The 12633-nt window shown below is 73.3% G+C and carries 13 protein-coding genes; 3 read left to right on the top strand and 10 right to left on the bottom strand.

Annotated features, from left to right (window positions below; all coding sequences use genetic code 11):
- Nucleotides 1–24 precede the first annotated feature (24 nt).
- The 6 genes from ACF09K_RS02970 to ACF09K_RS02945 form a co-directional block, all read right to left on the bottom strand.
- Nucleotides 25–1362 (bottom strand): CpaF family protein, encoded by a 1338-nt coding sequence (locus tag ACF09K_RS02970; RefSeq protein ID WP_392240691.1) that lies wholly within the window; start codon nt 1360–1362, stop codon nt 25–27.
- Between the two features lie 16 nt (nt 1363–1378).
- Nucleotides 1379–1738 (bottom strand): TadE/TadG family type IV pilus assembly protein, encoded by a 360-nt coding sequence (locus tag ACF09K_RS02965; protein WP_392240690.1) that lies wholly within the window; start codon nt 1736–1738, stop codon nt 1379–1381.
- 1 nt (nt 1739) lies between these two features.
- Nucleotides 1740–2072, bottom strand: coding sequence for a pilus assembly protein (locus ACF09K_RS02960; RefSeq protein WP_392240689.1), 333 nt, complete (start codon nt 2070–2072; stop codon nt 1740–1742).
- Between the two features lie 103 nt (nt 2073–2175).
- On the bottom strand, nt 2176–3432 hold the full coding sequence (locus tag ACF09K_RS02955) for a CpaE family protein (protein WP_392240688.1): 1257 nt from the start codon (nt 3430–3432) through the stop codon (nt 2176–2178).
- Between the two features lie 11 nt (nt 3433–3443).
- Entirely contained in the window at nt 3444–4151 is a 708-nt protein-coding gene (gene cpaB / locus ACF09K_RS02950) for a Flp pilus assembly protein CpaB (RefSeq protein WP_392240687.1), read from the bottom strand.
- A 158-nt stretch (nt 4152–4309) separates the two neighbouring features.
- On the bottom strand, nt 4310–5200 hold the full coding sequence (locus tag ACF09K_RS02945) for a hypothetical protein (protein ID WP_392240686.1): 891 nt from the start codon (nt 5198–5200) through the stop codon (nt 4310–4312).
- A gap of 240 nt (nt 5201–5440) precedes the next feature.
- On the opposite strand from ACF09K_RS02945, the gene ACF09K_RS02940 reads away from it, so the two are divergent.
- Entirely contained in the window at nt 5441–7132 is a 1692-nt protein-coding gene (locus tag ACF09K_RS02940) for a chitinase (RefSeq protein WP_392240685.1), read from the top strand.
- Between the two features lie 156 nt (nt 7133–7288).
- Here ACF09K_RS02940 and ACF09K_RS02935 read toward each other — a convergent pair whose 3' ends face one another.
- Both ACF09K_RS02935 and ACF09K_RS02930 read right to left on the bottom strand, forming a co-directional pair.
- Nucleotides 7289–7747, bottom strand: a complete 459-nt coding sequence (locus tag ACF09K_RS02935; protein ID WP_392240684.1) for a hypothetical protein — start codon at nt 7745–7747, stop codon at nt 7289–7291.
- A 245-nt stretch (nt 7748–7992) separates the two neighbouring features.
- The gene (locus ACF09K_RS02930) at nt 7993–8190 is read right to left on the bottom strand and encodes a hypothetical protein (RefSeq protein ID WP_392240683.1); all 198 of its coding nucleotides are present in this window, start codon (nt 8188–8190) and stop codon (nt 7993–7995) included.
- Nucleotides 8191–8359: 169 nt separating this feature from the next.
- Here ACF09K_RS02930 and ACF09K_RS02925 point away from each other — a divergent pair, with 169 nt between their 5' ends.
- Nucleotides 8360–8518 carry a hypothetical protein gene (locus tag ACF09K_RS02925; protein WP_392240682.1) on the top strand — a complete coding sequence of 53 codons (159 nt, stop codon included), beginning with the start codon at nt 8360–8362 and terminating at the stop codon, nt 8516–8518.
- Between the two features lie 7 nt (nt 8519–8525).
- Here ACF09K_RS02925 and ACF09K_RS02920 read toward each other — a convergent pair whose 3' ends face one another.
- Together ACF09K_RS02920 and ACF09K_RS02915 are read right to left on the bottom strand one after the other, a co-directional pair.
- On the bottom strand, nt 8526–8921 hold the full coding sequence (locus tag ACF09K_RS02920) for a hypothetical protein (RefSeq protein WP_392240681.1): 396 nt from the start codon (nt 8919–8921) through the stop codon (nt 8526–8528).
- The gene (locus tag ACF09K_RS02915; RefSeq protein WP_392240680.1) at nt 8918–11797 is read right to left on the bottom strand and encodes a SpoIIE family protein phosphatase; all 2880 of its coding nucleotides are present in this window, start codon (nt 11795–11797) and stop codon (nt 8918–8920) included. Before ACF09K_RS02915 ends, ACF09K_RS02920 begins: the two co-directional genes overlap by 4 nt.
- A 169-nt stretch (nt 11798–11966) precedes the next feature.
- Here ACF09K_RS02915 and ACF09K_RS02910 point away from each other — a divergent pair, with 169 nt between their 5' ends.
- Nucleotides 11967–12473, top strand: a complete 507-nt coding sequence (locus ACF09K_RS02910; RefSeq protein WP_392240679.1) for a SigE family RNA polymerase sigma factor — start codon at nt 11967–11969, stop codon at nt 12471–12473.
- The last annotated feature ends 160 nt before the right edge of the window (nt 12474–12633 follow it).

The raw sequence follows: 12633 nt of genomic DNA, 5'->3' as shown, positions 1-12633 counted from the left end.
TGCGGGGCTCCCCCGCAAGGGCCGCTACCGGGCTTCCCGGGTGGTCAGCTCGTCGAGCGTGCGGGCCACCCCGAAGGCCTGTGGGATCGGCTGGCTCGCCATGTGGAGGCGGTCGGCGGTGCGGCGCGGCAGCGGGTGGTAGGCGAAGGCGCCGTGGATGCGGCCGTCCGCGCCCATCGGCCGGGCGTCGAAGCGGGCGATGGTCGCCAGCCGGTACGGCTCTCCGCCGTGGCTGTCGAGCAGCGCGATCTCCGTCACCCGCCGGGCCCCGTCCGCGAAGCGGGTGAGCTGGACGATGACGTCCACCGCGCTGTTGATCTGGTCGTGCAGGGCGACGAACGGGATCTCGACGTCGGACATGGACGCCAGGGTCTGCAGGCGCACCAGCGCGTCCTCCGCGCTGTTGGCGTGCACGGTGGCCAGGGAGCCGTCGTGGCCGGTCGACATCGCCTGGAGCATGTCCAGGGACTCGCCGCCGCGGACCTCGCCGACCACGATCCGGTCGGGGCGCATGCGCAGCGAGTTGCGGACCAGGTCGCGGATGGTGATGCGGCCCTTGCCCTCGACGTTCGGGGGCCGGGACTCCAGGCGGACGACGTGGGACTGCTGGAGCTGGAGCTCGGCGGAGTCCTCGATGGTGATGATGCGTTCGTGCTCCGGGATGAGTCCGGAGAGGGCGTTCAGGAGGGTCGTCTTCCCGGTGCCGGTCGCGCCGGAGACGATGATGTTGAACTTCGCCTGCACCAGTGCCGCCAGCAGGTACAGCATGGGCTCGTCCAGCGAGCCGAAGCCGACGAGTTCGTGCAGGGTGAAGGAGCGCGGGAAGCGGCGGATGGTGAGGGTGGGGCCGGTCAGGGACAGCGGGGGGATGATCACGTTGACGCGTTCGCCCGACGGGAGGCGGGCGTCGACCATCGGGTTGGTCTCGTCGACACGGCGGTTGACCGTGGAGACGATGCGCTCGATCGTCTGCATGAGCTGGTCGTCGGAGGCGAAGCGCAGGGGCAGCTGCTCGACCCGGCCGCCCCGTTCGACGAAGATCGCGTCCGGGCCGTTCACCATGATCTCGGTGACGGAGGCGTCCTCCAGGAGCGGTTCGAGGATGCCGAGGCCCAGTGCCTCGTCGACCACCCTGCGGATGAGCTGCGCGCGCTCCGTCGTGGACAGCACCGGGCCCTCGCGGCTGATGATGTGCCCCAGCACCCGTTCCAGGCGGGCCCGGCGCTCGGCCGCCGCGAGCGCGCTCATCTCGGCGAGGTCGATCTCCTCCAGGAGTTTGGCCCGGTAGGAGGCGACCAGGTGGCCGTCCTCGCCCCGGCCGCCGTGCTCCTCGGGCGAGGTGATGCGTGCCCGCAGGCTCATGTCGAAAGCCCTTCCCTCAGTGGTCGACCGGCATGGTGGCCGTCTTGTGGGCCTCACCGAAGTCCCCGATGCCGGGGATGACGGAGGGGATGGTGACGGTGGAGGTGACGCGGACCTCGTCGCCCAGGTCCTCGGGGGCGCAGCTGGTGCCGCCGGCGAGCCAGGAGCTGACCGCGCCCTGGCAGGCTCCCCCCGCGCCCTCGCCGAGCGACGCGCTGCGGGCCCCGGCCCTGGCCGCCGTACCCGCCTGCTGCGCCGCGTACGCGATCAGGCCCAGTTGTACGGCGGCCAGCGCGACGAGCAGCAGGATCGGGAGGAAGCCCAGGTACTCCAGGGCGACCTGTCCCCGGTCCCGTCCGGGGCGTCCTCGTCGCATGTCAGTCGCCGTCCTCTTCCTCTACGGCACCGGCGTGCCCCTTCACCTCGAACGGGAAGTCGATCGCGCCCGGGAAGAGGACCGGGACCCGGAGGGTGACGGTCGCCGTCACGTATCCGCCCGACGTCGGGCAGCCGACCGTGGCCCCGGAGCGCCACGCGTCCGACAGCTTGGCCAGTCCCGCCTGTTCGCACACGGCCTGCCGCTCCCCCCGCTGCGCCGCCGTCCCCGCCCGCACCGCCTCGTCGGCGGCATTCCCCGCGAGCGTGAACGTGTATCCCACGAGCACGAACTGCCACACCACCACCAAGGTCACGATGATGAGCGGGGTCATGCCGAGGAGCTCGACGGTGACCTGTCCCCGGTCGCCTCCGTGCCGCCCCGGTACCGGTCGCCGTAACGCCGGCCGCCGTGGTGTCGATCGCCCTGGTCTCACGTCACTCCCTCCTGCGGCGGAATCCCGCCGCCCCCCGGTCGCCGCCGCGCCCGGCCCGGCCGGACCTGCGGTGCTGCGCGCCCTCCTGGGCGGCGACCAGGCCGAGTTCGCCCGCGAGGGCCCACATGGCCTGGCGGACGGCGCCCTTGCCGTCGAGGGCGTGGAGGCGTCCGGCGTCCACGGCGGACTGGAGTTCCTTGAAGTTGGCGGGGACCGTGGTCGCCGCGACGGGCGTGGCGGTGATCTTCTGGATGAGCGCGGGCTGGATCTCCGTGGCGCGGCTGTGGCGGTTGACGACGACCGTGGTCTCCTCCGCCTTGCGGATCTGGAGGCGGTCCCACATGCGGACGGTGCGTTTGGCGCCGCGGACGGCCACCACGTCGGGGGTGGTGACGAGCAGGGCGCGGTCGGCCATCTCGACGGCGGTGGCGCCGGCCCCGCCGAGCTGGGCGCCGCAGTCGACGACGACGACCTCGTAGCGGGAGCGCAGGGCGCCGATGATCTGGCGGGCGGCTCGGTCGGTGACCTCCTCGCCGCGTTCGCCCTCGCCGGGGGCGAGCAGCAGGGCCACGCCGGTGTCGTGGCGGAAGACGGCCTCGGCGAGGATGCGGGGCGAGAGGTCGGTGATCGCGGCGAGGTCGACGACCGAGCGGCGGAACTGGACGTCGAGGTAGGAGGCGACGTCGCCGGCCTGGAGGTCCAGGTCGACGAGGGCGGTGGGGCGGCCGGAGGCCTGGGCGGCGAGGGCCAGCTGGACGGCGAGCAGGGTCGCGCCGACGCCACCCTTGGCGCCGCTGACCGTGACGACGGTGCCGCCGGCGCCGGTGAACACGTCGCCGCCGTGGCCGAGGTGGCGGCGTACGCCGGCCGACCACTGGGCGACGGCCTGGACGCGGTGGGCGAGGTCCTCGTAGCCGAGGGGCAGGGTGACCAGGCCGCGGGCGCCGGCGTCCATGGCGGCGGAGAACAGGCCGGGGCCGGCGTCGGTGGTGACGAGGATGACGCCGACGGCGGGGAAGCGCAGGGCGACGTCGCGGACCAGTTCCAGGGCGGGGACGGGACCGATGCGCTCGTGGACGACGACGACCTCGGGCAGTTCGTCCACCGACTCGGCGGCGAGGCGGGCGAGGGTGTCGACGAGCTGGGTGGAGTCGGCGACCGGGGTGACGGGTTCGGCGTCGGGGAGCTGGCTGAGCAGGCTGGTGAGGGAGCGGACCGCGTCCGCGTCGCCGACGGCCGGGAGGATCCTCGTGGGCATGGCGGCGACCCTCACTTGTCCGTGACGAGTTCGTACGTGCGGTCCTTGTCGGGGACCGTGGTGGGAGCGCCGGGCGCCACCAGGGCGAGCCGGACGCGCTTGGCGAACGACTCGGCGTACGTGATGCGCTGGGCGTCGAGGGTGGACAGCGCGAAGGTGATGGGGACCGCCTCGGTGAGCCGCTGTCCGCGGTCGTCCTTGTCGGGGTTCAGGGCGCGCAGGTCGCCGACGTCGAGGACGCGGGCGTTGGTGACGATGATCTTCGACTGGTCGGGGTCGCTCTCGCGGGCGCCCTCGAAGGTGGCGTAGACGTTGACGGAGGAGCCCGGGGTGATCTTCCCGGCGACGCCGGTCGCCGCGTCGATCATGATGGCGACCTCCTGCTGGCCGGCCTGGAGGGCGGGCTGGTCGACGATCATGTCGCTCTGGAGCAGCGAGCCCTTCTTGAGGGTCGTCACGGCTATCTTGCCGCGGATGCCCGCGAGGTCGGTCACCGCGTTGCCGGAGAGCCAGCGCTCGGGCATCTCCATCTTCTCGAACTGGTCCGCGGTCAGGGGCGCGTAGGGCGCCACGTCGGCCCTGACCCGGTACGCGGTGACCTCGGGGCCGACCTTGGACTGCACGTCGTCGATGACGGAGAGGACGCCGGCGAAGGCGCCGAGGGCGCACAGGACCGACAGGAGCAGGAGGATCACGCCGCGGCGCTGACGGGAGTTCATGAACCGGTGCAACCTCGTTGGGGGTCGGATCGAGCGGGCGGTGGCGGGGCGGTCGGGGGGCGTGTCGGTCGGGGGCGGGGCGGGGTTCCGGGTTCCGGGTTCGGGGCCGTCGGGGGGCGGGCCGGGGCGGATCTCGCGGTCGGGGGCCTCGGGTCGGCTCAGCCGCCCGTGGTGAGGGCGCGGTGCGGGGGGCCGCCGCCGGTGAGCGCGCGGGCGGGGCGGGGCTCGGAGGCGGGCGGCGGGGTGGCGGAGCAGAAGACGCAGAGGTCGCCGATGACGTCGATGCCGCACCAGTGGCACACGGTCTGGCGGACCGAGGTGACCAGTTGGTAGAGGACCGACAGGTCGGGCAGGTAGGCGCAGAACTCGATCAGCCGGTCGGTGCCCCACCAGGCGGCGGACTCGGCGGGCGCCTCCGTCTCGCGCAGGCCCTGGGGCCGCCAGGCGGGGGCGAGGGTGCCCGTGACCCAGTCGGACTGGAGCCGGCCGCGGGCGACCAGCATCCAGGTGTCGAACTCGGGTCCGGGCAGCAGCGTTTCCGGTCCGGCCTTCACCAACCGGGGCTGGGGGTGGGCCAGGACGGCGAACTGGCTGCCGGGCATCCACGACCGGGCGTGCGAGGTCAGGTCGACGGGGACGCGGTCGAGGCGGGCCACGGAGGCGAGGAGCGCGCCGGCGTGGAGGTAGTGCGTGAGCAGCCGGCCGGCCGAGGCGAGCACGCCGGGGCTGAGGTCGCAGGAGGCGAGCTGACGCAACTGGCGTGCCAGGACGGCGAGTCCGAGGGGCGGCAGGTCCGGCCGGAACAGGGCGATGCGGTCGCTCTCCAGGAGGGAGCGGACGGTGTGCAGCCGTTGCTCGACCGCGGCGGGAACCGCCCCCGAGTACACGACGACGAGGTGTCCGTGCTGGTCGAGGAGGGTCTGGACGTCGGCGACGGCCTGGTCCAGGGGCCGGCGGTCCAGGCCGTCGAGCACGGCGGCGGGCACGGTGCGTTCGTCCTGCGGCGGCAGTGCCAGGTCGGCACCGGTCACGGCAATGGCAGTTGGCACGCGCAGCTCCCCGATTCCCGCGGTCCGGTCCGCCGGGAGTTGCTCCGGCGCACCGGGGTGACCTCATTGCGTGACTACCTCAGCACTGTATCCACGCCGCTGTGACCGGAGAACAGCTTTCCGTGGCCACCTGCGGACGGATCTTCGCGCAAGTCATGCCAAAACGGGGCAGTCCGCCCGCGCGGGTCCGCCGCCGACGGGACCCTTGACAACACCATTGGTCTGGACCAACGTATTGTCATGTCCCCACTTAAAAGATCGGCCCGGTTCTGGTCGGGAGCCGTCACCGCCGTCCTCGCCCTCACCCTCGCGGGAACGGGCCAGGCGTCCGCCGCGGACGTCGACAACGCCCGGAACGGCGGCTTCGAGTCCGGCCTCGGCGACTGGACGTGTTCCGCGGGCAGCGGGACCACCGTCACGTCCCCCGTGCACGGCGGCACGGCCGCGCTGAAGGCGACCCCGGCGGGCCAGGACAACGCCCGCTGCACCCAGTCGGTCGCCGTGAGGCCCGGCTCCACCTACACGCTGAGCGCCTGGGTCCAGGGCGGTTACGCCTACCTCGGCGCGACCGGCACCGGCACCACCGACGTCTCGGCCTGGACCCCGGACTCCACCGCCTGGAAACGGCTGTCGACGACGTTCTCCACCGGCGCGTCGACCACCTCGGTCACCGTCTACCTGCACGGCTGGTACGGCCAGGCGGCCTACCTCGCCGACGACGTCTCGGTGTACGGCCCCGACGGCGGCGGGGGCACCGGCCCGGCCCCCACGGTCCCGTCCGCCCCGGCCGGCCTCACGGTCCCCGCCACGACGTCGTCGTCCGTCTCCCTGGCCTGGAACGCGGTCCCCGGCGCGACCGGGTACCACGTCTACCGCGACGGGACGAAGGTGACGGCGGTGACCGGCACCTCGGCCACCGTGACCGGGCTCGCGGCGGCCACGTCGTACTCCTTCCAGGTCACCGCGGCGAACGCGGCCGGCGAGTCGGCGAAGTCGGCGGCGGTGACCGGGCGGACGGCCGCGACCGGCGGAGGCGGCGGGGGCCCGGTGCCCCGGCACGCCGTGACCGGTTACTGGCAGAACTTCGACAACGGCGCGACGGTCCAGCGGATCTCCGACGTCCCCGACCGGTACGACATCATCGCGGTCGCCTTCGCCGACGCGACGACGACTCCGGGCGCGGTCGGCTTCACCCTCGACTCGGCCGGCCTCAAGGGCTACACCGTCGACCAGTTCAAGGCCGACATCAGGGCCGAGCAGGCGGCCGGCAGGAAGGTGATCATCTCGGTCGGCGGCGAACGCGGCACGGTGACCGTCAACGACCCGGCCTCCGCCGCCAACTTCGCGAACTCCCTCCACGCCCTGATGCAGACGTACGGCTTCGACGGCGTCGACATCGACCTGGAGAACGGCCTCGACGCGACGTACATGACGCAGGCGCTGCGCTCGCTGTCGGCGAAGGCGGGACCGTCCCTCGTCCTCACGATGGCCCCGCAGACCATCGACATGCAGTCGACGTCCAACTCCTACTTCCGCACGGCCCTGAACGTGAAGGACATCCTCACGGTCGTCAACATGCAGTACTACAACAGCGGTTCGATGCTGGGCTGCGACGGCAAGGTCTACAGCCAGGGCTCCGTGGACTTCCTCACCGCCCTGGCCTGCATCCAGCTCGAAGGCGGCCTCGCCCCCTCCCAGGTGGGCCTCGGCGTCCCCGCCTCCCCCCGCGGGGCGGGCAGCGGCTACGTCTCCCCCACGGTCGTCAACAACGCCCTGGACTGCCTGACGAGGGGCACCTCCTGCGGCGCCTTCACGCCGCCCCGCACCTACCCCGACCTCCGCGGCGCGATGACCTGGTCCACGAACTGGGACGCGACGGCGGGCAACGCGTGGTCCGACGCGGTGGGGCCGCACGTGCACGGGCTGCCGTAGCCACCGGGGATCGGTCGAGGGGGGCGACGCCCGGTTCCCGGTGGTGCGGGGCCGGGCGTCGGCACGTGTGCTCACGGGAAGCCGGGGTGCCCTGCTCGGTCCGGCACTCGTCAGTGCGGTTCCCGCCCTTGCTCCTACGCCGGGACAGCGGGCCGTCTACGCGCCGGTCCCGTCGACACGAAAAGCTGCTCTGCGCCGGTAGCGGTCGACGAGGAGCAGGCCGGAACACACGACGGAACAGGCCGGCCCCGCGTACAGCAGGGGCAGGACCCAGAACCACACCTCCTGGGTGCTGCGGCCGCTGCTCCAGTGGCAGATGACGGACGGAGGGAAGCTGTCCACGCTCACCGACGTCAGACCGTAGTCCCGTCCGGCATCCCTGTACACGCCGTCACCGGTCTTGTCCCCGCACACGTCGAGCGGGCTGGTGAAGGCGAGCCCGTAGACGGTTCCGGCCCCGTAGGCGGCGAGCGCCGCCGCGATCCCGATCACGGCCCAGCGGGCCGGTCGCGACGGCTTCCTCCTGGCCACCCACCACGCGTACGGGAACGTCCCGACGACGAAGAGGAGAAGGGTGACGACCGGCGGACCGAAGAACGAGAACAGGGACACCATGCACCGTGGACGCCCGCCCGCCTCCTCCCGGTTTCCGCGCGTACCCCGCCGCCCCTCTCGTGCAGCCGGCCCGCCAAGCGGTCAACGTTCAGCGCGGAATGCATTTTTGCGAACCGTGCCCCGCCTTCAAGGCAGCCGGAGAGCACACGTCCCGCGGCAGCACGTTCCCTGGCGGTGGATGAATCCACGTCCTCGATGCCCCGAGCGCCTCCACGTCGACGAGGAACGTCGAATCGGCTTGTTTTTCACATGCTTTCGGTAGCTGCTTCGACCAGTTCCACGAGGGGCGCCAGGATCTGCGGCAGGTCGTTCTCGGAGGTGAGCACCGATCGGTCCTGCCAGGTGTGCTCGGTTCCGGAGTCGACGAAGAGGAGTGAAGCGGCACCCGATTCCCAGAGGAACACCATCCCCGTGCGCTCGTCCGATTTCAGTGTGAGGCTCACCGCTGTGGACTTCGGCCGCCCTCGGGACGGGGTTCCTGGGACGGGCCGCTTCACCGCAGAGCTGATCCCACGAGAGCGAAGCTCGTGTTCATGTGCGGCATGCCAGTCCCCGAGCCACTGGGCGATCTCTGGCATCGCGCCCCCTGTGGGCCTCGAACGGACGTCGAACTTGATCGTAGGCCCGACCGTCACCGGACGCGGGAACGGCCTTCGCCTGAGGGAGGCGCAGTCGGCCAAGTACCGTACGCACCTGGACCGGATGGAGCGCGTCGCCCTCTCGCCGGAGGCGTCGAGGGACTTCGTCCTGGACATCGCCAACAGCCTGTGAGCCGGCGTCAGCCCATCGGACGGTAGTGGCCGAGGACCCAGGCCAGTTGGGCGAACCAGCCGTGCAGCACCTCCCGCGGCTTGGCGTTCACCATGGCCTCGTAGACGCGGCCGTCCACGTGGACCACGGCGACCATCAGGGCCTTGCCGTCGGGGCGCGCCTTGTAGTGGACGCTGCGGATCTCGGGCCAGGAGAAGTCGACGACGATGCCGTACATGTCGAAGGCGACGCCCGACGCGTCGACGAGGACCGAGCTGTGCTTGTCCATCGCCAGGAACTCCGGGGCGTCCGGCGGTACCGGTACGGGCGCCGGTACGGCTGCGGGTGCCGGTATCGAGGGGGCGTACTGCGGCGGGGGCGGGCCGAAGCCCGGGGGGACGGGGGGCGGCGGCTGCTCTGTCACACCGGGAATCTACCCGCCGTGGAGCCGCTCGCGGGCGTGGGGCGGACGGCCAGGACGGCGATGTCGTCGTCGCTGTCCGCTCCCAGGCCGATGAGGAGTTCGTCGCAGAACACGTCCAGGGGTTCGCGGGCCAGCGCGGCGGCGTGCCGGCGGAGACGGTCCATGCCGTCGTCGAGGGACTCGCCGCGCCGTTCGATCAGGCCGTCGGTGTAGAGGAGGACGGTGGAGCGTGCCGGGACCGCGTTGCGGGCGCGGGGCCGGGGCAGGTCGGGGTCCAGTCCGAGGAGGACTCCGGCGCCCTCCTCCAGGTAGCGGGTGCGGCCGTCCTCGCTGATCAGGAGGGGCGGCAGATGGCCGGCGGAGGAGTGCACCAGGTTCCAGGGGCCCTCCGCGGGGCCTTTGAGGAGACCGTAGATGCAGGTGGCGGTGGCCTCCTGGTACAGGCTGTGGTTCGCCATGTCCAGGCGGCGCAGGACCGTTTCGGGGGGTTCCTGCCGGTCCACGGCGATACCGCGCAGCATGCTGCGCAACTGGCTCATCGCGATGGCCGCGTCGAGGTTGTGGCCGGCGACGTCGCCGATCACCAGGGCGGTGTCCCCGCCGGGCAGGACGAAGCTGTCGTACCAGTCGCCGCCGACCTGGGCGGTGGTGGAGGAGGCCGCGTAGCGGGCGGAGATCTCGAGGTGGTCGATCTCCGGCAGCACGGGCAGCAGGGAGCGCTGGAGCCGTTCGGCGATGTTCCGCGTCTCCTGGTAGAGGCGGGCGTTGTCCACTCCCAGGCCGAGGGCGCGCGCCAGGTCGTCGATCAGGGGCAGGTCCTCTTCGGTGAAGGGCCGTTCCGCACCGCCGCGGGCCACGGTGAGCGCGCCGATGACCTGGCGGCGGGCCCGCAGCGGGGCGACGACGGCGCTGCGCGTGTCCATGCTCCGCAGCAGTTCCGCGTAGTGGGTGTCCAGCGGGCTCGTGGCCGGGCCCGGCGGTGGCGGCTCGGTGAGCAGCAGCGGGCCGGCGCCGCTCAGGACGCGGGCCAGGGGGCCGCGGGCGGTCTCCGACACGGGCGGGAGCGGGCCCTCGTACTCTGCCGGGTCCGTCGCCCCGGGGGCACGGCGGACGACGCAGACGCGGTCCACCTGGGCGGCGCGCGCGGTGAACAGGTCCACCGCGCACCAGTCGGCCAGCCGTTCGGTGAGGATCCGGGCCACCTGCTGCACGCCCCCGTTCAGGTCGGTGGCGTTGCTCAGTGTGTTCCCGGTGTCGGCCAGCAGCGCGAGCCGTTCCAGCGCCGACATGCCCGCCCCGTCGACCTCGTTCCGCGGGACGGCCGACGGGGCGGGCCCGCCGGGCTGCTGCGGCGCCGCGGCCCGCGCCCGGCCGGGCGGGCCGGTCACGGCGTCCGGCACGGCCGCCCTGGGGGTGAGCTGGGCGACGAACACGGTGCGTCCGTCGGGCATCTCCTGGGACTGGACGAACAGCCGGATGGGGACCAGCCGGCCGTCACGGTGCAGGGCGGGGAGCGGCACCGAGCGGCCCAGGATGCCGGGCTGCCCGGTGAGCATCAGGGAGGTGAACGCCGTGAGGTGGCGTTGGCGGAGGTGTTCCGGCATGAGCGTGGTGAGCCGCTGCCCGACGAGGTCCTCCGGGTGCCAGCCGAGCAGGTCCGCCGCCGCCGCGTTCACCACGGTGATCGTTCCCCGCTCGTCGGCGGCGATCGTCGGGACCCTGCTGGCCCGCACGTGGCCGGCGTCCCAGGAGACCGGCTCCGACGGACCGGAACCGGGCTCCCGGGGCACCACCGTCCACGCGGTGGGCGGCTCGCCGGCGAGCTGACCGACGATCTGGTCGCACAGCCACTCGTGGAAGACGCGAGCACGCGGAAGTGCCGGCAGGGTGAGGAACCGTTCGTCACCGGCCGCCTCCTCGGCCAGGTCGAGCACCGCGCGCAGCGCCTGCGCCGCGGGGCCGGCGTCCGCCGGCACGGACAGGGGCAGGGACCGGATCTCCACTCCGCCGGCCTGGTGCCGCAGCGCGGCCGTCACGCTCGCGCTGATCAGGTGGTTCATGTCCTGGGCGGCGGCGAGTTCCGCCGGCCCGACCCCCAGGTCGTGTCCGGCGGCCAGGGCCAGGACGACCTCGCGGAGCAGCGTGTGACGGTGCTGCTGGGAGGCGGAGTACAGCGCCCCGGGCACGTCGACGAGCGTGACGGTCGCGCCGGGAGCCGGATCCGCGCCCGCCTCCGGGCCCGCGGCCTCCGCACCCGCGCCGGAAGCCGGGCCCACGCCCACACCGGCACCCACCCCCGAGCCCGCAGCCTCCGCACCCGTGCCGGGAGCCGGAGCCACGCCCACGCCCGGACCCGCGGCCTCCGCACCCGCGCCGGAAGCCGGGCCAACCCCGGCACCGGCCCCCGCCCCGACCCCGGTGCCCGTCGGTGGAGCCGGGGTCTCCCACCCGTCCGGCCGCGCTCGCGTCCCCTCGGGCGTCGCGCCGGGCCCCAGCTCGAACCACACCGTCTTGGTCTCCTCGCCGGTGTCGACGCCGTGCCGGGACGCCAGCCGCCCGACGAGGTCCAGGCCCTGCCCGGTGCCGGCGTAGGCGGGATAGGCGTACGGCACCGGCCCGCGGTCCGGCCGCCGGTCGGTCACGCCGACGCGCACCGGGCCGCCGGCCGCCGTCCGGACCTCGACCTCGACCTCGGTACGGGCGTGCAGCAGGGCGTTGGTCACCAGCTCGCTCACCAGTAGTTCGGCGGTGTCCACCCCGTCCGGCGCGAGGATGTCGCGCAGGACGGACCGCACGAACCGGCGGGCCTCCGCCGCGCTCCGCGGCCCCGGACCGAACCGCCGCGACGGCGCGCCCGGAACGTGGTGGTCGGCCATGGGCCCAGTCTGCCCCAGGGGGCCCGGCCCCGCGCCCGCGCACGACCCGGAGGCGGCGGACGGGTGACGACGGCCGGATCGCCGTGAAACATTTCCGCGGGCCCACCGCATCAGTGAGGTGAGGGCAGCACACGGGGACACCGGGGAGACCCGGACGGGGGGAGCAGGCATGGGACAGGTCCGCGCGGACGGGTACGCCGAGTTCGCGGCGGCACGGACCGGGCATCTGTACCGGTCCGCGTGCCTGCTCACCGCCGGGGACACGCACCTCGCCGAGGATCTCGTGCAGGAGACCCTCGGCAGGCTGTACGTCCGCTGGGGGCGGGTCTCCCGGGCCGACAACCCCGCCGGGTACGCGCAGACCGTCCTCACCCGCACCTTCCTCGCCCACCGCCGGCGGCGCAGCAGCGGTGAGCGGGCCGTGGACGTCCTTCCGGAGCGGGCGGGCGCGGGGGCGGACGTGCCCCTGCGGCTCACGCTGGTGGAGGCCCTCGGCCGGCTGCCCGCGAAGGACCGGGCCGTTCTCGTCCTGCGGTACTGGGAGGACCGGTCCGTGGAGGAGACGGCCCGGGCGATGAACGCCAGCTCCGCCGCCGTACGGACGCGGTGCGTGCGGGCCCTCGGCCGGCTGCGGGAGCTGCTGGGCGAGGACATCGGGGAGTACGCCCGTCCCTGAGCGTCCCCGCCCCGTCCGTACGCGTACGTCCTCGTACGCGCGCCGGCCCTCGTACCCGCCCTCGTCCGTGTACATCCGCGTACATCCGTGCACGTCCGTGTCCGTCCGTCCCCGTCCGGCACCGGCCGGGCCCGACCACCCCCACGACGTCCTTCGACCA

Source organism: Streptomyces sp. NPDC014882, assembly GCF_043081325.1.
In the GTDB taxonomy this organism is placed as follows: Bacteria; Actinomycetota; Actinomycetes; order Streptomycetales; family Streptomycetaceae; genus Streptomyces.
The sequence above is the reverse complement of the archived record's forward strand: the minus strand, read 5'-3'. Positions and strand labels throughout refer to the sequence as shown.